The sequence below is a fragment of the uncultured Imperialibacter sp. genome (genome assembly GCF_963974565.1).
Taxonomy (GTDB): Bacteria; Bacteroidota; Bacteroidia; order Cytophagales; family Cyclobacteriaceae; genus Imperialibacter; species Imperialibacter roseus.
Genome location: NZ_CAXBCJ010000009.1, coordinates 135,606 through 156,755 on the forward strand (window position 1 = coordinate 135,606; position 21,150 = coordinate 156,755).

Sequence of the window (21,150 nt, forward strand, 5' to 3'; positions counted from 1 at the left end):
AACCTCTTTAATGTGGCGCAAGACTCGCTTTAATATTTTCTACTTCTTATAATACTTCATCGCCTCGGGTATCGCCGCCTTCAAGTCGGCAATACGAGTGCTGTGCGAAGGGTGGGTAGATAAAAACTCCGGAGGAGCCCCGCCACCACTGTTGGCAGCCATTCTTTCCCAGAAAGCAGGTGCTTCATTGGGGTCGTAGCCGGCCATGGCCATAAAAATAAGGCCCATCCTGTCAGCCTCAGACTCCTGAAGACGAGAGAAAGGCAGCATAGCCCCAACAGTAGTGCCTGCACCATAGGCTGTCATAAACAGCTGCTGCGCTTCCGCCGGTTTGTCTTTCACCGCATAAGACAGCGCCAAACCACCAAACTGCTGAATCAAGCCCTGCGTCATCCGTTCATTACCGTGACGTGCAATGGCGTGAGCAATTTCGTGTCCCATCACCACGGCTACACCTTCATCAGTTTTGCAAATAGGCATAATGGCCGTGTAGAAAGCCACCTTGCCGCCGGGCATGCACCAGGCGTTCACCGTTTCGTCGTCTTGAATCAGGTTAAACTCCCACTTGTAACCTTTCAGTTGATCGCTCAGTCCGTGCGTCGACATGTACGACTCAACAGCCTTCTGAATCTTCTTGCCGACCGATTTCACCTGATTAACCTGGGCCGTGTTGGTGGACAATTTGGACTCGCTGAGCACCTGGTCGTACTGTGTAAAACTCATGGAGTTGAGTTCTGAATCAGGCACCAGCGCAAGCTGCTTCCTACCTGTAATCGCCACCGTTGAGCAGCTATAAACAATCAACGTGGCACCAATGCCTAACAATGCTATTATCCTCTTCATTTGTTTCTAATTTATTGTGAAAGTTAACAAGCTTCTTGCCAAAGTAGATTTTCCAGTCCTTCGAGACTGCAAAAACCAGTCTGTTTTGGAATACTCCGACAACTTCATTGGACAAAAATAATACTATGGGAATGATTTCTTCGCACGTGCCGATGGCTTACATACCTACTGTGTGCGTGTTAGGTGAGTTACTTTTAGCTTTAACGGAATCTGAATGAAAACGAATGGAATTTTCGAAAATTATAGCCCTTTGCTCAAATAATAGTCACGCAGATCAAAGATAGGTTGCGGAATCGCTGACTATCAGATATTTTGGCACCAAACATCACTACTATGAAAATCCTTTGTATCGGTCGCAACTACGTAGAGCACATCAAAGAACTCAACAACGAGACCCCCGATGAGCCGGTTATTTTCACCAAACCTGACACTGCGCTGTTGCTGAACAACAAGCCGTTCTATTTTCCTGACTACACAAAGGAGATTCACCACGAGCTGGAGATCATTATCAGAATTTGCAAGGAAGGAAAAAGTGTTGAGGAGAAATTTGCCTCTACTTACTATGATGCCATAGGCCTGGGCATCGACTTCACGGCACGGGATTTGCAGCAGAAAGCCAAAGCCAAAGGGTTACCATGGGCGCTTGCCAAGGGATTCAATGGGTCAGCTCCGATTTCCAAATTTGTTCCGAAGGAGAAGTTTGCGGATATGAAGAACATTAATTTCAAGCTTGAGCTCAATAATCAACCAGTTCAGACTGGGAACACCGGTCTGATGATCAACTCTATTGAGGCCATTATAGCCTATATATCAAAGTTCATTACACTTAAAAAAGGAGATATTATTTTCACAGGAACGCCGAAAGGAGTTGGGCCTGTCAAAATAGGAGATCACCTGAAAGGATACCTGGAAAGTGACGTACTACTCGATTTTGAAGTTAAATAAACTAGCACTTCTACTTTTACTAACAGCAAACACGGCCATAGCCCAATACGGCTATGACTCTATCTCCCTGATGTTTCCTATCAGGCCAGGCGAGCGCAACTATCTGGCCGGCACGATGGGTGAAATCAGGGGAACCCATTTTCATGCAGGGATTGACATTCGCACCAGCGGCATTGAAGGCTTGCCAGTGTATGCGCCTGCCGATGGCTATATCAGCCGTGTGAAGATCAGCACTGGCGGCTACGGCAATGCTCTGTACCTTACTCACCCCAACGGGCGGACCACGGTATATGGCCACCTGAAGTCGTTTAGCAAGCCCCTGGCCGAATGGGTGCGGGCACAGCAGTATGCCAAAGAAAGCTTCGACGTAGAGCTTTTTCCGGCACGCAACCAATTCAGCTACAAGAAAGGCGAAGTGTTTGCCGCCTCAGGCAATACCGGCGGCAGTTCGGGGCCCCATCTCCATTTTGAAATACGGGACCAAGAGCAGAAGATTCTTGACCCCATGCGCTTTCACTTCAAAGAGCTCATTGATGAAGCACCTCCTTTGATTAGAAAGGTGGCCTTTACTACCATGGACATCAAGTCGAGAATCAATGGGCAGTTTGGTAGGTTCGAATTTGATGTAACCAAAGAAGGGGACAGTTTCGTGATGCATACTCCGCTGACATTTGAAGGAACCATTGGCGTGGAAATCTATGCCTACGACCGCTTCGACGGCACCTGGAGCAAAAACGGCATCCCGTGCATTGAGGTGATGCTCGATGACCAGAAGATGTTCAGCCAAAGCATTACCAAACTGAGCTTTGATGAAATGCGCAATGTGGCTGTGCACATGAACTACGGCGAGTATTTAACCAGCGGGCAAAAGTTCACCAAACTGTGGGTAGACGACGGTAACTGGTTGAAGGTGTACGAAGCCAAGGACTGGCAAGGCATGCTGAAAATCAAAGACTCCAGCGATCACAGACTTGAAATACGCACCTGGGACAGCTACAACAACTACTCGTATTTTAAGACAACGCTCAGCGACAAAGGGAAGCGAAGCAATGCCACCATCAAAAGTCTTGGCAAGCTGAGGCGGGAGGGTTATGAAATAACCGGCAATGTAATGGAGCTGATGAACCCCAATGGTGTGGCCCGCCAGAACGTTCTTTTGTACTCTGCAGGACAGGCGTATGAACTACCGCCGGTCTACCACGTGGGTGCCAACGACTTCTACCTCTGGGATTTGAGAAATGGCTTGCCCGACTCCGTCGATTTGTGTGGTACCATGCAAAAATTTGATTTTAAGGCCACTGTGTCACCTCATCATGAATACAGCTATTTTGACAAAGACATGGACGTGGCCTTTAACCGGTACAGTCTGTTTGACACACTCTACCTGGCAGTGAAGGACAAACAAATAGAAAACGGCAGGGAAGTGTTTGCTGTTGACAATGTGCTTGATCCGCTTCGGCGTTCGGCGAAGGTGACGCTCAAGCCCATGCAGCTCTACGATAAAGAAAAGTCGGCGGTGTACTCCTACAGCGCCAAAGGCAACCTTGGCTACGTGGGCGGTGCCTGGGACAAAGACGGCATCAGCTTTCTCACCACCTCGCTGGGCACCTGGACCATCGCCACCGATTCAGTGCCCCCTACCATCAAGCCGGCTGTGGTCAACAAAAGTGAATGCCGGCTGATCATTGAGGATGACCTTTCGGGTATCAAAAGCTGGAAAGGTACCATTGATGGCGAATGGGTGCTGCTCAACTACGAATACAAGAAAAAACTATTGTGGACAGAAAAACTCGACACAAGCAAACCTTTCGACGGAGAGTTTGTTGTGGTAGTGACCGACAACGCCGGTAACGAAACTGTGTACAAAACAAAACTCTAAGAACCCATGGCATTAAAAGCAGGCGACAAAGCTCCAGACTTCGAGGTAAGTGACCAAAACGGAAAAACAGTAAAACTCTCCGACTTCCAGGGCAAGAAGGTAGTGCTCTACTTCTACCCGCAGGACAATACGCCTACCTGCACGGTTGAAGCCTGCAACCTCAGGGACAACTACAGTGCCCTGAAAGCCAAAGGCTACGAGGTGCTGGGCGTAAGCCCCGACTCCGCCAAGAAGCACACCAACTTCATCAAGAAATTCAGCCTGCCCTTCACGCTGCTGGCTGACACCGACAACAAAATCATTGAAAGCTACGGTCTGTGGGCAGAAAAGCAGATGTTTGGCAAGAAGTACATGGGGGTATTAAGAACCACCTTCCTCATCGACGAAAAAGGCATCATCGAGCGGGTGATTGACGACGTCAAGTCGAAGGAGCATGCGGAGCAGATTTTGGGGTAATTTATCCCCAAAACTTCCTATTTTGCTGGAAACTTAAACATCCAGCCCATGAAATACATACTCGCATCAATTTTCACAGTAGTCACCCTGGCTACTGTCGCCCAACCAGCCAAAAAACCTCTCAAAATTGGCGTGGCCGGTCTTATCCACGGCCATGTAGGTTGGGTGCTTAATAAGGCCAAAGCTGGCGACGTGGAAATCGTGGGCATTGCCGAGCCCAACAAGGCACTGGCAGAAAAGCTTTCGAAGCAGTATGGCTTCTCCATGTCGCTGGTTTACCCCACCCTGGATGAAATGTTGGCCAACACCAAGCCCGAGGCAGTCACAGCCTTCAACGACATTTACGGCCACATGGAGGTGGTGGAGAAGTGCGCCCCCAAGGGCATCCACGTGATGGTGGAAAAGCCGCTGGCCATGAGCTACGACCATGCCAGGCGGATGAAGGCGCTGGCAGACAAACACAAGATTTTTCTGGTGACCAACTACGAAACCACCTGGTACGCCACCACGCAGGAAACCCTCACCAAAGCGGCAGCGGGCGACCTGGGCACCCTTCGCAAAGTAATGGTGAACGACGGGCACGAGGGACCTAAGGAAATTGGTGTTGGCAAAGAATTCCTCGACTGGCTCACTGACCCTAAACTGAACGGGGCTGGAGCACTGATCGACTTTGGCTGCTACGGCGCCAATCTCCTCACCCACCTGATGAGCAACGAAAGGCCGCTGTCGGTCACAGCTATTACCCAAACCAACAAACCTGACATCTACCCCAAAGTAGATGACGAGGCTACCATATTGGTGAAGTACCCCGGCACCCAGGGCGTCATTCAGGCGTCGTGGAACTGGACGTTTGGGCGCAAAGACATGGAGGTGTACGGCACCAACGCTTATATCAAAACAGTAGACGGCACCCGCATGAGCCTGCGGATCAAGCAGTCGGAGCCAGAGCAGCCTATGACACTCGAACCCATGAAAACACCTTTCAACGATCCGTTCGATTTTCTTACGGCCGTCATCAGGGGCGAGACCAAGCTTAGTGAAACTGTGCAGGGCAGGCTTTCGTCACTGGAAAACAACATGGTGGTGGTAGAAATACTGGATGCAGCCATCCGGTCGGCGAAGGAGGGGAAAACGGTGGTGCTGGAAAGGTAGGGGTCACCAGGAACTCTCACTTTTTGGCTTCGCCAAAGTAGAGTGGTATCACGCAAAGCCGCAAAGCTCGCAAAGGCTGGTGTAGATTCTTTGCGACTTAGCGTGAAATAAACCACCCCTAGCAACCGAGAACTATTCCCAGCACCTTCCTGTTTTGTTCTTTTTTAAACCACTATGAGCCAGTCAACCATCCAACAATCCACCTTCCAGTTTCTCACTGACCTATCTGCCAACAACAACCGGGACTGGTTTGCGGAGAATAAAGCACAGTATCAGTCATCGCTTGAGAATATCATCAGCTTTGCCGATGCCCTGCTGGCTGAAATGAACAAGCACGACCTGATCGAAACCCCTTCTGGCAAGAAAGCCCTGTTTCGTATTTACAACGACGTTCGATTCAGCAAAGACAAGTCGCCCTACAATGCCCGCTTTGCCATGTCTTTCAGGCGGGCCACACAAGAACGCCGGGGCGGTTACTACCTGAACCTCAAACCGGGTAGCAACTTCCTGGCCTGCGGATTCTTCAACCCCAACCCTGACGACCTGAGACGCATCCGCTTCGACATAGAAGACAACTACGAAGACTGGCAAAAGATTTTGGGCTCAAAAGCAATCAAAAGCACCTATGGCGACATGCAGGGAAATACCGTCGCCACTGCACCACGGGGCTACACAGTCGACCACCCTGCCATTGATTTGCTACGACACAAGTCCTTCGTTTTTCGCCACACATTCACCGACCAGGAGGTGCTGGCAAAAGACTTTCCACAGGAAGTGAGCCGGGTTTTCAAAACCATCAGGCCCTGGCTTGATTACATGAGCGAGATACTCACCACTGATAGGAATGGAGAACCGCTGCAATAGCTGATCAAGACTCAAGTTCTTTTCCGCATTCGCAACAATACTTCGCTTTTTTCATGTGATCAGCATTGCCACATTGCCGGCATTGCCTGCTTGTATCTCCGGAAGGATTCAGGGCATTGGTGCTTCCTTTGGCAAGCTCCACGGTAACCAGTCCGGTGGGGACAGCTATCAGGCCATAGCCAGTCACCATCAAAATGGTAGCCAGAAACTGCCCCAGGGTGGTTTGAGGAGCGATATCACCATAGCCGACGGTGGAGAGCGTCACAATGGCCCAGTAGATACTCCGGGGAATGCTCGTGAACCCGTGTTCCCGTCCTTCAATGATGTACATCAAAGTGCCAACAAAAACGCTGACGATAACAACAAAGAAAAGAAAAACGACAATCTTCCTGGAGCTTGATTTCACTGCCTGCCCAAGCTTGCTGGCCTCTCCCATAAACTGCACCAGCTTAAGCACCCTGAATACCCGCAGCAGCCTCAACACCCTTATAATGGCCAGCGCATGGCTGCCAATAAAAAAGATGCTCAGGTAAGTAGGCAAAATGGAGAGCAGATCGATAATGCCAAAAAAGCTGAAGACATATTGAGTCTTCTTTTCTGATGTCCATAGCCTAAGTCCGTACTCGACGGTAAACAGACCAGTGATAATCCAATCAAGTTTGTAAAAAAGAGCCGCCCATTCCTGATTGATCTCCCTGACACTTTCCAGCATAAGTATGGTAATGCTGGCCACGATGAGGATGAGGAGTGCTATGTCGAAACCCTTGCCTGCGGGTGTATCTACACCAAAAATGATCCTGTGGAGCTTTTCTTTGGTTGATTGCATGAGTTAAATGATAATGCCAGGAACTTGCAATGCGAATCTAGCAAGTTTTACTTTAAATATCCTCTCGTTCCCTTCAGCTACTTCCTGGCATTGAAAACCACCTTTTCAAACCAAACCCAACTCCACAGAGAAAGTTAGCGCATGTGCTGACAAATAAATGACCGGGAGATTTGGGAAGAACTATCGGAGCAATAAAATGCGAAGGCTAGTCAATCAAAAAGTAAGTAAATTGCAAATATGGAAACTCTCCGGCTACCAAAAATACGCTTGCTGATTTATGGGGCTCCCCTGGCGGTCATTTTCATTTCCGTTGGCCTGGCAGTAAGTCCATTGCTGGTTGCCTACCCACAACTCGCTACTGGCATTATCTACGACCTAACGCTAACCTCTCCGGTCATTTATCTGATGCTGATCTGGAATAGACCTATTCCAAAGGCTACTGTGGTTCCCATTTTTATTGTCGGCGTTGTGCTCGCCTCGTTTCTGCTGCCCGACAATCAACATTTCCACCTCAATCTGGTGAAAACCTTCCTGCTACCGGTGGTAGAGCTTTTGGTTGTCACAGGTATTGTGCTGAAAGTCAGAAAGACGGTCAACGCTTTTAAAGCAAACGCTAGTAGCGAGTCTGATTTCTACCTCACTCTTAAAAAAAGCACGATGGAGGCATTGGAAATTCCCTTGCTAGCTAGAGCCATGTCAACGGAAATAGCCGTGTTTTACTTCAGCCTCTTTCCCTGGAAAAAGGAAGTCCCAAGGGACAATGAGTTCAGCAGCTACAAGGATAACGGAGCGATCGCATTGCTGGGAGCAATCATCTTTATCCTGGTTGCCGAAACCTTTGTCTTACACACTTTACTCGCCCACTGGAGTACCACATTTGCCTGGATACTGTCTGCCACTAGCATTTACACTGGGTTTCAGCTTTTTGGGCACATCAAGGCCATGATTTTTCGGCCTTCGACGATGACTGCCGAGGCGTTGCACCTGAAATATGGGCTGTTTGGAGACATTACCATCCCGTGGGAGGATGTTGACCGGGTGGCATTGCATACCGGAAGTATGGAAACAGCCCTACCAGGAATGGAACAATTAGCTTTGTTGAAAGGTCTCGAAACCGCCAATGTGATGCTGTCATTCAAAAAGACCCAAACGATAGAAAAGTTATACGGCTTCACAAAAAGCTGTGATAACCTCTTAGTTCATATCGATAATAGCCCGGCATTTATAGAAAAGGCGAGGGCCGCAATTTTGAACCTCAACACAAAAATGTGATGACTGAAGACTATGACGCCGTCATCGCCCATCACTACAGCGCCTACCGCCCACCTTTGCATCAGGTGATTCTTGCAAAGTGTCTGAAGCCGGGGGCAGTTTATGACAATGGGCTTGACATCGGTAGCGGCACCGGACAGTCGTGTATCGCACTGGCCGATTTCTGCGAAAAGATAACGGGTGCTGAGCCAAGCAAGGAGATGCTGGCACAGGCTATCGGGCATTCGAAAGTAACCTACGTGCATTTTGACGGTATTAATTTGCCCTTCGCTGATAGCAGTTTCGACCTGGTCACTTTTGCGGGGTCATTGTTTTACGCCAGGTCGCAAGGGATGCTCAATGAGGTGGTGAGGGTGTGCCTGCCCAACGCCATAGTCATTGCCTACGACTTTGAGGTGCTTTTTCAACGGCTGCCATTTGGGTTTCACTTGCCAGAGGAGTCTGTGGGCTATAATCACCGGGCTAGCTTTTCGGGCCTTGAAATGAATGGGCTTAGAGAAACTGACTCGTTTGTCAGCGACTACCAGTTGGGTGTCAGTGCTGAGAACCTGGCTCATTTGCTGTTGTCGGCAGGAAGCTTCTACAATTATTTTTCTGAGAGATATACAGCTTCGGATCCTTTTGGCTTGCTTGTGCGGGAGCTAAGCCAACATGCTATTGTGCATTCAATAGGTGCCAGGCTATACGCCACCGTGTACAAGGTTGGCGTGAAGTAACTCCGTCGGACGGTTTGCATTTTTTGAAATATGGCCACGAAGGCACAAAGACGCTAAGGATTCTTCGGCCTCCGGTCTTCAAACTCCCGTCTCACTTCCCTACCCGGCGGCTGACGGCTCCATCGCCAGGACCTGCTGGCCGTACCGACGCCTGATTCCCTTGCCCGCCGAAGCTTTTGGCGTAGGCGGTCGCTTCGCTCTTCAATGTGGCCACGAAGACACAAAGACACTAAGGGTTCTTCGGTCTCCGGTCTTCAAACTCCCGCCTCACTTCCCTACCCGGCGGCTGATGGTTGCCTCCACACTGCCCGGCACGTACCGACGCCTGGTCATCTTCCGTCTCCGGTCTTCCGACTTCCGACTTCCTCCTTACAAAACCACCGGCTCCTTATAATACTTGTTCCTGTACTCAATGGGCGTAAGGCCGGTAATTCGCTTGAACACTGTACGAAACGCCTTGGTGTCAGTATACCCCACGTCATACATGACTTCGTTGATGTTTTTGCGGCTCTTTTCAAAGCTGCGTTTGGCGGCCTCTACTTTCACCCGTTGTATATACTCCACAATGGTGTTGTTGGTAGCCTTCTTGAACCTCCGCTCAAAGCTCCGGCGGCTGACGGCAAACATATCTACAAGCTGATCGACGCTGATGCGCTCAGCTGAATTGTCCTCGATAAAATCCTGGGCCTTCTTCACTTCCGGGTCGTTGTGATCTTTCTGCCCATTGAACATCATAAAGGCCGACTGACTCTCCCTGTCGATATCGATGGCAAAGTACTTGGCCGCCAGAATGGCTGTGTCCCGATCTGTGTATTTCTCCAGCAGGTAGAGCAGCAGGTTCCAATAGGAATTGGCGCCACCACTCGAATAGAGCCGGTGCTCCTCGGTAATAATGCTTCCATCTACCAGCTCCACATCGGGAAACGTCTCCCGAAACTCGTTGGCAAATGCCCAGTGGGTAGAGCAGCGTTTGCCTTCCAGCAAGCCGGTGGATGCCAGCAGGAAGGCCCCCACACAAAGCGAGGCTATTTCTGTGCCCTCATTGTATTTATCCACCAGCCACGGAATAGCTTCTTTGTTGACTTCCACAGCCTGTTTCATGTCACCAAACAAAGCAGGGATCACAATCAGATCCGTTTTTTCAACATCCTTCATCAGCTTGTCGGTATGGACAGAGAAAGCGCCATCGTGCAGCTTCACGTCCTTTGTAGCGCCCACCAGTTGCACTTCAAAAAGTGGCGCTTTGCCAACAGCCTGTAAAAACTGGTTGGCGGCGGTGAACATGTAGCGGGGATCGGCCACCGCTTCCATCACTGCCGAGTTAGGAACAAGGATTGAAATACTCTTCATTGGGATGAAATTTGACCTGATAAAAGTAGGAATTCCCTATGACGCAATCAACCCTCCAAACTGCCGTTTTCACACCCCGGCAAGCGATGCTCCCAAAGCTACTTTTGTATGGCTGACAAATGCTTATAAATGGCCCATTTGATTACATATTTGACCTTCAACGGAAACTGCAGGGAGGCGATGACCTTCTACCGTGACTGCCTGGGTGGGGAACTTCAGCTTGAAACTGTGGCAGCATCATCCGCTTCTGCTGAGTTCCCACAACCTATGGGAGAATTCATCCTGCAGGCCACGCTCTCGAAAGATAACCTGGTGCTGATGGCCACCGACATGGTGGGTGAAGACGGCCTGAGTCGTGGAAATGCCGTATCTATTCTGATAGACTGCAACAGCAAAAAGGAGCTTCAGCACTACTTTAAGAAACTGTCCCATAAAGGCCAAGCCACTCACCCGGTTGGAAAGACCTTTTGGGGCGCCTGGTTTGGAGGACTCACGGATAAGTTTGGTAACCACTGGCTGCTCACCTGCAGAGGCTAAGCGAAAGCTCGCTGCTTCACAGCTTCTCTATCTCATCACAAGTTTCCTGAATTTTTCCTTCCTTACGTGTTTTGTTTCCCTCTGCTATATTTGCGGTTCACTCTTGAACAATGAATATAGGGCTGCTTCAAATTTTACTTTTTGCAGGCTGCATCCAGGCTATTCTCCTGGCCACTTACCTATTTTTTCATTCTGCCATCAGAGGTTCCCGGCTGTTTGGTATTCTACTGTTGCTTCTGGCCATCCACTTGTTTCTTGTCACCAACGACAGGCGGGAGTTCTTCTTGCAATTCCCGCACCTTTTGCACGTCACCTGGTTGGTGCCATCACTTTACGGCCCCATCATCCTCATTTTTGTGCGACGAATCACCAGGTATTCCCTTAAACCGACGCTGGTGGAATGGCTTTACTTTGTTCCCTTCGTACTACTGGCGATCTATCACATGCCCTTCTATCTCCAGTCGGCAGTTGAGAAACGAGCCTATATTGAAGACTTTCCACGATCGGTGAAGGACGACTTTGGGCTGATCAACCAGCTGGTCAACGTGCTCCATGTCACGTTTTTCTCTGCCTCGCTTTGGTTCTATAACCTTTACAGAAAAAAAATCCTGAACTATGCCGCTTCTGAGGAAACCAGGCTCCTGTGGCTGGGTAATTTTCTTTGGATCAATCTCGCCATTGTGTGCGTAGGTGTGGCAGTGTTTTATGCCAGAAAGTATAACCTCCCCATGGTTGGCAGTATCTACCCCTATCATTTCCTGGGTGTCATTTTTCTGATCTACTGGTCGGCTTATAAGCTCATCCGGCAGCCAGCTATTTTTCAGTCAGAAATGGAAGAAGGAGGCTTTGCAGAAGTGTCGGAAGTTCCGTCGACCCAGGAGGATGCCAGACCGGTTACAGAACAGCACCGGCAGCTGGCCGACGACATCAAAAAGCTGATGGAAGAGGAAAGGCTCTACCGAACGGCGGGCCTTACGCTGCCCGACGTGGCGGCAAAGTTAAAGTCGAACAAGCAGTACGTTTCGGAAGCTATCAACCTGGTGTTTGGCAAAAACTTCTACGACTTTGTGAATGAATACCGGCTGAAGGAGTTTACCAACAAGCTTGAAAGCCAGGAAGACCAAAACCTCACGCTGCTGGGCATCGCCTCCAACGCAGGCTTCAATTCCAAGGCTACCTTTAATGCAGTGTTCAAGAAACACTATGGGATGACGCCGTCGGAATACCAAAGGGAAAATTCCAATGTTCAAAAAACAAAGATCAAATAAGCAACAAGGAGGAGATTCCAAAGCCAAAGCTGCAAATAACAAATAAGCTTCAATCAGGCTATAACAGAAACATCAACCTTCCTGCCTTCATAAGTCAACCTTGATTTTCGCAGTGTGTAAGTGACCTGGGTTTAGAGTTTAGCCGCTTTGAATTGGAGTTTTGGTGCTTGCTATTTGAGGTTTCTCATCCTGATGCGTCCGAATTGATCAATTCGGACGATCAGCTATCAACTCCCTCCGTATATCAGCCAGTCAAAAAACTCAAAACCATTATGAAAAAGAATGTACTCATGGGGCTGATTCTCCTCGGCTGGGCTACAGTGTCACAGGCACAAACAACGCTCTCACTGTCGGTGCCGCTGCTCGACTTGCCCCAAAACACTGAACTTCCGCACCGCTACGCTTCCATGCATCAGTCTCTTCAATGGAGCGCCGATGTGTATGACGTGGGCTTCCGGGGCATTGATGCTGCCAGCAATGCCCTGTTCGATAAAAAATGGACACAGACCAGCTTCAGCTATGCCACTGGTCTGCTTTTCAGCAAATACGGCAGTGAGCTGCCCCTGCCGCTTGGCGTATGGGGGCATGAAGAATACCACCGCTCCGTGCTTGGCACTAAAGGCATCGCCAGCAAAAATGGCAACTGGATTTTTCACCGCTGGGACGGCACCGTGTATGGCCCGTCGGACGAAGACCTTGCGAACCTCAAAGCCACGGACAACAACGCCTTGCTTTACAGCTATACGGCGGGTGTGCAATACGAAACGCAGCTCACTAAAGCCAGCGTGGTCAACGACTTCTACAATGAGCGCAGCTTCTACAAGGCTCCGCTATATCTCTACAATGCCTATTATGTCTGGAATTACTTCCGCTTTGCCACCAGCACCCATTCCGACTCGGTGAAAGTGATAGCACCTAAGTTTGAACACAAAGAGGCATCGCAGCGGGACTTCGCCGGTGCCGACCTTACCGCCTGGGCCTACGACATGTTTAACCCCAATGCATCGTACTACGACCGTGACGACTTCCCTAACGGCGAGGGCGAAAACCGCCGCATTGGCTTCCACGACCTGTCGGAAGAGGCGCAGAAATACCTGGTGAAACAGAAGCGATTGTCGCTCCTCAATTTTTTAAATCCGGCGATCATACTGGTCAATCGGATCCGGATCAATGAGGAGCTGACAATTCTTCCCTTTGTTCAATACTCTCCTACCCACTTTGGCAACAGCATCTCGCTCAATATGCCCTTCACCTACAAAGGCGACGGCTACTTTTTGGGCGTGAACCGCTTCGCTAACTACAAACATGCCTACTACGGCGTGGAGGCGGGCGTTTACCAGCGGCCCATCGATGCACTGCAAGGGCTCAGCATGTCGTGCACAGTGAAGTTATGGAAGCAACCAGACAGCTTCTTCGGCAGCAAAGCCAGCTGGGGTGGCGCCATCAAATGGGGCGTGGCCTACGCTGTGGCCGACCGCCTGGCGCTTACACTCGACGTAACCGGCAAAACAGCGGGATGGCTCGAAGGCAACCCTTACCTGAAACGCAACTTCAATCCGGTGCTGGGCTTCCAGTATATCGTGCCGGGCGTGAATGCATGGAAGCTCTAATCTAACTCTACTCTATCGGTTACTGCGAGGAGTTTTGAAACAAAGTGGAAAAACTCTGCGGCAGTCTGTCGGAAAGAAAGGCAACGCTGTACAAGAAAGTTTAATTTCCTTAAGTTTAACAAGGGAAAGGGCCACCTGATTGGGTGGCTTTTTTTATTGAGTGAATTAAAGAAAATCCCTCAACTTTTTGCTCCCCTACTATGGGCTTTTGGTGTTGCCCTATACCTTTACTCCCCTAATACCAACACACCGCACCATGAACAACGCCGTCATCAAACTCTTCCTTCGCCTGGCCCTTGCTGCCGGGTTTTTGTCTGCCGTGGCCGACCGGTTCGGCTGGTGGCCTGCTGAAGCCTCCGCATGGGGAAACTGGGACAGCTTCGTGGCCTACACTGCGGTCATCAACCCCTGGGCTCCTGCGTCGGTTGTACCGGCACTGGCGGGCATTGCCACTGCGGCCGAGGTAGTGTTTGCTCTTTTTCTTTTGATTGGCTTCAAAACTGAGCTGTTCGCCAAACTGAGCGGCTACCTCCTGTTGGCGTTTGGCCTGTCGATGGCGCTTTCCACCGGCATCAAAGGCCCGCTTGACTACTCGGTGTTTAGCGCAGCCGCAGCAGCCTTTGCCCTGAGCCTGATGAAGGAGAAATATTGGGAGGTCGACAACTTGTTTTAAAAAGTGCCGAATAATGGAGTAACAATCGCTTCCGTTGCAGAAAGCACCTTCACAGGGACAACACACACAATGCTACCGAACGATCATTCAATAATGACCTTGCGAACAAATGATGTCGCATGATTGAATCCCTTCAACACATAAGTGCCTTTCTCCATGTGCCCCAGTTCCAGGCTTGTTACGTCGCCGTTGGTTCCCCCTATCCAGCGAAGCCTGCCTGCCATGTCATACAAAGCCAGCCTGTAAGCCTGCCCGGTAAGGATGTTGAGCTGGCCCGTGGTGGGGTTGGGGTATAGTTGTTCCGCTCTTAGCTCAGCGACCGACAATACCTCTCCCATTTCATAGGGAGCGCCGGCATACCTGGCAATAGACGCATCATCAAACTGATTCACCTTTCCTTCGTCAAACCCAGGAATGCTGTTGATATTTCCCCTCCAGGCGCCAACGAGCAGAAAATGCTCTTCAAAGGTCACACCAGGGTTAGCTGAGCTTTGCTCTTCCCGGGTATGTGCGTGATAATGATACCCAAAATCATCGCCATGGTCGTGGCCGCCAAATGCATCCAAAGCCACACTGTTCCCCACCATGAATGGATAATCCTCCTCATATCGGCCAAACAGGGCAACGCCATCGTAGGCTATACCAATGACCGGCGGATGGTCATGCCCTTCATAATCTGCGCCGTTATATAGATTGATCCCATTCCTGTTATAGGCATGGCCATCTGCATGGTAGTGCAACTCCAGTCCCCCACCGACATGAATACCTGACTGGGTGATCTCTCCGTCTTCCACTGTAAAACGAATATTGTTATTCATTGCGGGATAAATAGTCACGCCATCCACTGCAAGCCCAACTGAAGCCAGGCCAACGTAGTTGTAAACGTTCTTTTCGGTAGTGGTGCCATGGTCGCTGTCAAAGGCCGACGCCAAATCTCCGTACGGCCCAAGGTCGTTGTCCAGCACATCGTCGACGAGACCGTAGTCTTTGAGTGGAATTTTGAGCACGAAGTCACCCAATTTTCCATGGCGGGTCACTGTAGACTCTGCATAGCCAACTCCCGGATCAGCCCCGGGCGGACGATTGACATCGATCAGCATATTGGGCCGACTAGATACCGCAAAAGACACCACTACCATAAAGGGATGTGGCACATTGTTGTTGTCAAGCGCATTGGTGAAATACACATTCAGGATATTGTTGTATCCCAGGCGGGCACCGTAGATGTCGTAACTGGCTATTTTTTGTGAGAGCATGTTTTCCCTCAAGGCCAGATAGAAGGCCTTTGGGTAGCGCAACGACGCCCCGTTGTTGGTGAGTGTGGTTTCTATTTCATCCAGCTGAGTCTCAGCAGCATGGGCGGCATCGGGCGTATTTCCAAACTGTGCCTGGTATTTTTCATCCACTCTTTCCGACAAGTCAGTAGGCAGCCTGGTATCATCAATCAGGAACACATTGTCGGGGAGCTCCGCTGTGGCGTTCGGTTGATAACTTACACTCAGCGGATTAAAATCCGATCCGTCCGCAATCTCTAGGTCGATCACATCGTTGGCATCGGCTATAAAAAAGCTGGAGGCATTTCCTTCATCGGCTGTCCACACCAGTGCGCCACTATTGATCTGAAGCCATTTTTCCGTCCAACCAGTCACGGCCGCCAAACCGCCCTGCGCAGCATTGTACTCCCACTGATTAACAGCTTTGATTTTGGCAGCAGTAGTATTTCCCGTAAATGTGACTACTACGTAACCCTTCTCTGCCGACTCTTCAATCTGCAAGGTGCCAGCATCTGCGCATACTGCCTTTCCCTCAGAATCGGCGTCGATACTGTAATAGCTATGAAGAAAAGGATTGAGCCGGTACTGGCCTGCCAGCGGCGTTTGCCCGTTGTTTTCGTGGGTATTGATATCAACTGCCTGGAATATCCCCCGCAATAGCGATCCATAGGTAGCCGATGACCCATGGAAGCTGTTGACATCTGCCAGACTGAGCGTGTACACATCATCTGCACCCAGCATGACAACATGCTCTTTCGACTCATCCATTACCACCAGGTAGGCCCTGTTTTGCACGGCCGATACGGCTTGTGGTGTCCAATTCTGTGAGAAGCTTTGGTTCAGCACTTCAGAAAATGGTGCAGGACCATAATAGTCAAACTGCTGGCCAAATGAGCAAAAAGGCGAGATGATGGCTGCAATGAGTAGTAGTTTTTTCATAGTTGGTTTTATAAGGAAATGCTTATTCACACTAATACAACGGGAAGTTAAGGATGAACCCTCCTATTGATATCAAAAAATGCATTATTCGCCGTAGCCAAAAGCTGACAGCATGTGATCTTTCTTTCAACCTTCTGGCGAAAGGTGGGAAAAAGTGCTGCAAACCGTTTTTAAAATGAGCCGCAAAATATAAGTTTATTCGTGTTCTGCTTACCTTTAACAACCAGCTAGTATCCATTTTCTATGACCAGATATCTCAGATCCTTCCTTTCTATCCGGTGTTTAGTTGCACTCACCTGCCTTGCCCTCGCTCAGAGCGGCTGCAAAGACGACGAAAATCCCACCAAAGTCATCAATCCGCTGGAAAACCCAGAGGATGGGCCAGCGGCGGGTAATCCCGATGGCAAATACCCCATACCCAGCGCAGCCGGTACCGAAGATGTCACCAATCCCGATCAGATGATTGGCGACGGCACAGCGGCAAGCTGCACGGGACAGCTGGTAGTCGACGCCATTGCCAAAGGCGGCAAAATTGTCTTCGACTGCGGTGCCGACCCCATCACCATCACGCTGCCCGAAACAGCCAAAATATACAACGACGCCAGCGATGAGGTGGTGATCGACGGCGGCGGGCTGATCACCCTCAGTGGTGCCGGAAAACGGAGAATCCTGTATATGAACACCTGTGACCAAAGCCTGACCTGGACGACCTCCCACTGCCAGGATCAGCAGTACCCAAAACTCACCCTGCAAAACATCACTTTTGCCGACGGCAACTCTACCTCCGAAAAGGAATACACCGGCGGCGGCGCCCTCTGGGTTCGTGGCGGACAACTCAAGGTGGTGAACTGCCGCTTCTTCAACAATGTATGTGCCGATACCGGTTCTGATCTTGGCGGCGGAGCCATCCGTGCATTCGATCAATATGAAGACCGTCCAATTTATGTAGTGAACAGTACGTTTGGCGGCGAAGAGGGCTACGGTAACTCCGGCTCCAACGGCGGAGCACTCAGCAGCATTGGCGTGTCGTGGACGATCATCAACTCCCTGTTCTCTCATAACACGGCCGTGGGCAACGGAGGCAATCCCGCCCAAAGCGGAACCCCGGGCGGTGGCAGCGGCGGTGCCATTTACAACGACGGCAACAAAATGACCCTGAAAGTGCTGGGCTCGCTGATTGAAAACAACGAGGTGAATGCCTACGGAGCAGCCATCTTCTTTGTGAGCAACAACCACACCGGCAACATCGTCATCGAAAAGTCGGTGATCAGGAACAACGCTGGTGGCTCATGGTACCCGGTGTACCCCGGCATCTCCATGCACGACGACACGGATATAAAAGTGATAGATTCGGAAATTACGGAGTAGATGAGCTTTTGGAGCTTTCAGCCTCCCCATAGCTCTGGGCTATAAGGAGGGTCAACGCCATCCGATGGGCTGAGGTTCTCAGAACGCTTGATATGCAGATTAGCCTAAAATGAGGTATATTATCACAATTGTCGTGTGAATGACGGGTAATTGTAGTGGCACTGTTGCCCTAAAACCCCACAAATTTGAAATAAAAAAACTCATGAGAACCGGACAATTAATAAAAGAACTAAGGCTGAAAAAGGGCATTACCCAGGAAGACCTGGCTTCATTGACTGACATCAGCGTCAGGACAATACAGCGCATAGAAAGCGGTGAAGTTGACCCACGTGCATACACGCTCCAATCAATTGCAGGAGCTTTGGGGGTGGAATATGAAACCCTGGCGATGAATGAACCTTCCTTTGGCGGAGCGACTAAAGAGGACACCAGCAAATGGCTGCCACTTATACATTTGAGTGGTTTATTGATACTGATAGCCCCGCCCATTGTGCTTTGGATTCTGAAGCGGGATGAAGTAAAGGACATTAGAAAACATGCCGTTGATGTTATCAACTACCAACTCAGCATTTCCCTATATGCCATTCCTTTGGTTCTTTTTGGAATTTACCCCATTCTGATAGCTTTGTTTATCTACAGCCAGGTCGTAATTATACTCAATACGATAAAGGTAACGGCTCATCAACCTTATAAATATCGCCTGAATATTAAATTTCTTAAGCCCTATCAGGAGGAGCTATCCCTGTCGTGACTTTGCACTGGCTAAGAACCGCAAGCCGTCTTTAATAGAAGTCCTTGCGGTTCTTTGCCCCTTTTTCCTGAAAGCCAGCCCTAGCAAATCCGCTGCCCGTACCTCTAAGCTTACCCTTCAGTTGGATCTTTTAACTCATACCGTTCGCCAACGGTACCCGTGCCTATTTTCCCGGCCCGCATGTAAGCAGCGATGATCACCCCGGTGGGTGTGACAATGCTTTCTGTCAGCGTAAATGCAGAAGGCATCGATCCATTGTCAAACAATTTTTTTCCTTTGCCAAGAATCAGCGGATGGATTTTGAGCCGGAGTTCGTCGACCAGGTCGTGTGCAAGCAGCAGCTGCACGAGCTCACTACTACCCCACACGTGGATATCACGACCGTCGCCCTCCTTGATTTTTTTCATGTCGGCCACGCCTTTGACCACCTCCGAGTTTTTCCAGCCAGCCACCATGGGGTGCGACTGGTTGAGGCTGTTCGAAAGCACGTATTTCATGCCCTCGTTAATGCCCGGCCAAAACTCGCCATGGTGAGGCCAGTAGGCAGCCCAAATCTCGTAGGTTTTCCGGCCCAGAAGGTAGTCGGCGGGTTGCAGCTCCTTTTTCACGACTTCGTCATAAACCTCGTCGTCGTAGGGTGCCACCCAGCCACCATGTTTGAAACCGCCCGATGGGTCTTCCCCAGGTGCCCCGGGCCCCTGCATCACGCCATCCAATGTGATCATTGATAAAACGACTATCTTTCTCATACTGCTTGAGTTGGTTAATGATACAAATCTTTTTCCCTCAGAGTCTCCTGATAAGGGACTCTGAGTCAGCGCTATTCCTCAGCGTCCTCTTTGAGAGGCTCCAATGCTGTTTCTCAGAGTCCTCTGCGAGAGACTCTGAGTGAATTTCAGTTCTCTTCGAGAGACTCTGAGAGAATTTCGTTTGTTGACAGAACAAATTTCGGCTGGAAGCGCATCATTCCAGCAGTGTAAACACGACAATGGCAGGGGCTGAATGCGGAAAGGAAGGCTATTCAGTACTACTCACCACAGCGAGACACTGAAGCAAGCTGCTCACAAGCCTGTGCGGCCAGGCAGACGCTTGCGAGAGAGGAGTGACATAGTTTCGCTGTTTCGAAGTTGTATCAAAAGCCCGAATCGGATGTCAGGTTGAGCTCGTTCCACGTCGGTGTCGAAACCCTTATTATTTAGCCTGCTTAGACATTTCGACGAGCTCAATGTGACATTCCCTATATTTTAGGGCTTTTTATACAACTTCTGGAAAGCTCCCCCCCCCACTCACCGCACCACAAACCCATGCTTCGCCAAAAACTGGTCGGTTCGCTCCATAATTTCCTCGTCGAATAGCGTTGAATACTTTTCATTGCCCTCTCCCAGGTAATGCTTCCTGCCCTCGTAGGTCACCACCTCAAATTCGTTGCCCTGCGCTTCCGTCTCCCGCTTAAACATATTGACCGTCCAGAAGTCGACCGTGGTATCATCCAGCCCGTGGAACTCGATGGCGGGAGGCATGCCGGGCCTGATGTTGTGCCGGGGCGAAATGGCCCAGATCATGTGGCGCTTTTCGCCCAGCATAAGGTCGCACCAGGCTTCCATGGTGTTCACCGTGGACGAATAGAGCAGCATGAGGGTAGGCCGGGGACTGATGGCCAGGTTATCGCTGGGCTCGTTGATGGTGTCAGCCAGGGCGGTCATGAGGGTGAGCTGCCCACCCACCGATTGCCCGCCCACGGCGATCATATCGGGGTTGATGTGGAGCCGCTTCGCATTTTCCCTGACCCACCGCACCGCCGACCGGGCATCTTTGACGCACTCTACCGGGGTAATATTTGGATTTGGCCAACTTTCGTCGGCATTGACCGACAGCCGGTACTCAAAAGAGAAAGTCACAAAGCCTTTTTCGGCATACCTTCGGCAAGCCCCGTGAAATTCCTTTGGATGACCAAAGGCCCAGCCTCCTCCGTGAAAAAAAACGATGGCCTGCCGGGGCGACGTACTTGCTCCGGCCGGGGCAAAGATATCCACCGAAAGCGCCGTGGTATCAATGCGCTTATATACTTCCTGCTTTTCTGTTACGCCTGCTGGCTGGGAATAACCGGCGCCCTGCAGGCACAGCAACAGGAGAATGATGGTCAGTTTTCGGCTCATGAGCAAAGGGGTTAGGTGTTACAATGCCTGTGTGGCTTGCTGTGAATTTACAATTTGTTTGGGTGAAAGTCGACAGCGGGTGGTGGCGTGTGGTGCTGGCCTGAGCACATCCGCCCTCCCCACACCAGCGTCATCCCGATTGCGAGTCACCCTGAGCTTGTCGAAGGGACGAGCGAGCCGACGTGGAACCCGACGCCCGAACGGGATCCCCCGTGACCTGGCAGTGAGTCGTTCTGAAAAACACTGCCAGGTCGGGGGGATCTCTCACTCC

Annotated in this window: 19 protein-coding genes; 13 read left to right on the forward strand and 6 right to left on the reverse strand. The window is 50.4% G+C overall.

Annotation, left to right across the window (positions count from 1 at the left end):
* Window positions 1-39 precede the first annotated feature (39 nt).
* A complete protein-coding gene (locus tag AAC052_RS14530; RefSeq protein ID WP_317487217.1) occupies window positions 40-843 on the reverse strand; it encodes a M48 family metallopeptidase in 804 nt (267 codons plus the stop codon).
* Window positions 844-1,176: 333 nt separating this feature from the next.
* Here AAC052_RS14530 and AAC052_RS14535 point away from each other — a divergent pair, with 333 nt between their 5' ends.
* The 5 genes from AAC052_RS14535 to AAC052_RS14555 all read left to right on the forward strand — a co-directional run bounded on the left by AAC052_RS14535 (window position 1,177) and on the right by AAC052_RS14555 (window position 6,139).
* Complete coding sequence (locus AAC052_RS14535) at window positions 1,177-1,788, forward strand: fumarylacetoacetate hydrolase family protein (RefSeq protein WP_339814103.1); 612 nt, start codon at window positions 1,177-1,179, stop codon at window positions 1,786-1,788.
* On the forward strand, window positions 1,775-3,667 hold the full coding sequence (locus AAC052_RS14540; RefSeq protein WP_339814105.1) for a M23 family metallopeptidase: 1,893 nt from the start codon (window positions 1,775-1,777) through the stop codon (window positions 3,665-3,667). The genes AAC052_RS14535 and AAC052_RS14540 overlap by 14 nt, the downstream gene beginning before the upstream one ends.
* A gap of 6 nt (window positions 3,668-3,673) precedes the next feature.
* Window positions 3,674-4,123: a thioredoxin-dependent thiol peroxidase gene (bcp, locus tag AAC052_RS14545; protein ID WP_339814107.1), complete on the forward strand. Its 450-nt coding sequence runs from the start codon at window positions 3,674-3,676 to the stop codon at window positions 4,121-4,123.
* A 48-nt stretch (window positions 4,124-4,171) separates the two neighbouring features.
* The gene (locus AAC052_RS14550; protein ID WP_339814109.1) at window positions 4,172-5,275 is read left to right on the forward strand and encodes a Gfo/Idh/MocA family oxidoreductase; all 1,104 of its coding nucleotides are present in this window, start codon (window positions 4,172-4,174) and stop codon (window positions 5,273-5,275) included.
* Between the two features lie 174 nt (window positions 5,276-5,449).
* Entirely contained in the window at window positions 5,450-6,139 is a 690-nt protein-coding gene (locus AAC052_RS14555; protein ID WP_339814111.1) for a DUF2461 domain-containing protein, read from the forward strand.
* 4 nt (window positions 6,140-6,143) lie between these two features.
* Here the strand turns inward: AAC052_RS14555 and AAC052_RS14560 are convergent, their stop codons facing one another.
* Window positions 6,144-6,965: an ion transporter gene (locus AAC052_RS14560; protein ID WP_339814113.1), complete on the reverse strand. Its 822-nt coding sequence runs from the start codon at window positions 6,963-6,965 to the stop codon at window positions 6,144-6,146.
* A gap of 237 nt (window positions 6,966-7,202) precedes the next feature.
* Between AAC052_RS14560 and AAC052_RS14565 the strand changes: the two genes are divergently transcribed.
* Both AAC052_RS14565 and AAC052_RS14570 read left to right on the forward strand, forming a co-directional pair.
* The gene (locus AAC052_RS14565; protein WP_339814115.1) at window positions 7,203-8,237 is read left to right on the forward strand and encodes a hypothetical protein; all 1,035 of its coding nucleotides are present in this window, start codon (window positions 7,203-7,205) and stop codon (window positions 8,235-8,237) included.
* A complete protein-coding gene (locus AAC052_RS14570) occupies window positions 8,237-8,953 on the forward strand; it encodes a class I SAM-dependent methyltransferase (RefSeq protein WP_339814116.1) in 717 nt (238 codons plus the stop codon). The genes AAC052_RS14565 and AAC052_RS14570 overlap by 1 nt, the downstream gene beginning before the upstream one ends.
* A 369-nt stretch (window positions 8,954-9,322) precedes the next feature.
* On the opposite strand, the gene AAC052_RS14575 is transcribed toward AAC052_RS14570, so the two are convergent.
* Window positions 9,323-10,303 (reverse strand): helix-turn-helix domain-containing protein, encoded by a 981-nt coding sequence (locus AAC052_RS14575; protein ID WP_339814118.1) that lies wholly within the window; start codon window positions 10,301-10,303, stop codon window positions 9,323-9,325.
* A gap of 129 nt (window positions 10,304-10,432) precedes the next feature.
* Between AAC052_RS14575 and AAC052_RS14580 the strand changes: the two genes are divergently transcribed.
* The 4 genes from AAC052_RS14580 to AAC052_RS14595 all read left to right on the forward strand — a co-directional run bounded on the left by AAC052_RS14580 (window position 10,433) and on the right by AAC052_RS14595 (window position 14,391).
* Window positions 10,433-10,840, forward strand: coding sequence for a VOC family protein (locus AAC052_RS14580; protein ID WP_339814120.1), 408 nt, complete (start codon window positions 10,433-10,435; stop codon window positions 10,838-10,840).
* A 110-nt stretch (window positions 10,841-10,950) separates the two neighbouring features.
* Window positions 10,951-12,108, forward strand: coding sequence for a helix-turn-helix domain-containing protein (locus AAC052_RS14585; protein ID WP_339814121.1), 1,158 nt, complete (start codon window positions 10,951-10,953; stop codon window positions 12,106-12,108).
* A 272-nt stretch (window positions 12,109-12,380) separates the two neighbouring features.
* Window positions 12,381-13,718: a hypothetical protein gene (locus tag AAC052_RS14590; protein ID WP_339814123.1), complete on the forward strand. Its 1,338-nt coding sequence runs from the start codon at window positions 12,381-12,383 to the stop codon at window positions 13,716-13,718.
* A 256-nt stretch (window positions 13,719-13,974) separates the two neighbouring features.
* The gene (locus tag AAC052_RS14595; protein WP_339814124.1) at window positions 13,975-14,391 is read left to right on the forward strand and encodes a DoxX family protein; all 417 of its coding nucleotides are present in this window, start codon (window positions 13,975-13,977) and stop codon (window positions 14,389-14,391) included.
* A gap of 83 nt (window positions 14,392-14,474) precedes the next feature.
* On the opposite strand, the gene AAC052_RS14600 is transcribed toward AAC052_RS14595, so the two are convergent.
* Complete coding sequence (locus tag AAC052_RS14600; protein ID WP_339814126.1) at window positions 14,475-16,604, reverse strand: T9SS type A sorting domain-containing protein; 2,130 nt, start codon at window positions 16,602-16,604, stop codon at window positions 14,475-14,477.
* A gap of 243 nt (window positions 16,605-16,847) precedes the next feature.
* Here AAC052_RS14600 and AAC052_RS14605 point away from each other — a divergent pair, with 243 nt between their 5' ends.
* Together AAC052_RS14605 and AAC052_RS14610 are read left to right on the forward strand one after the other, a co-directional pair.
* Window positions 16,848-17,972 carry a hypothetical protein gene (locus tag AAC052_RS14605; RefSeq protein WP_339814128.1) on the forward strand — a complete coding sequence of 375 codons (1,125 nt, stop codon included), beginning with the start codon at window positions 16,848-16,850 and terminating at the stop codon, window positions 17,970-17,972.
* A gap of 202 nt (window positions 17,973-18,174) precedes the next feature.
* Window positions 18,175-18,723, forward strand: a complete 549-nt coding sequence (locus tag AAC052_RS14610; RefSeq protein ID WP_317487233.1) for a helix-turn-helix domain-containing protein — start codon at window positions 18,175-18,177, stop codon at window positions 18,721-18,723.
* A gap of 110 nt (window positions 18,724-18,833) precedes the next feature.
* On the opposite strand, the gene AAC052_RS14615 is transcribed toward AAC052_RS14610, so the two are convergent.
* Window positions 18,834-19,472: a dihydrofolate reductase family protein gene (locus AAC052_RS14615; protein ID WP_339814129.1), complete on the reverse strand. Its 639-nt coding sequence runs from the start codon at window positions 19,470-19,472 to the stop codon at window positions 18,834-18,836.
* Window positions 19,473-20,009: 537 nt separating this feature from the next.
* Window positions 20,010-20,879: an alpha/beta hydrolase gene (locus AAC052_RS14620; protein WP_339814131.1), complete on the reverse strand. Its 870-nt coding sequence runs from the start codon at window positions 20,877-20,879 to the stop codon at window positions 20,010-20,012.
* Between the last annotated feature and the right edge of the window lie 271 nt (window positions 20,880-21,150).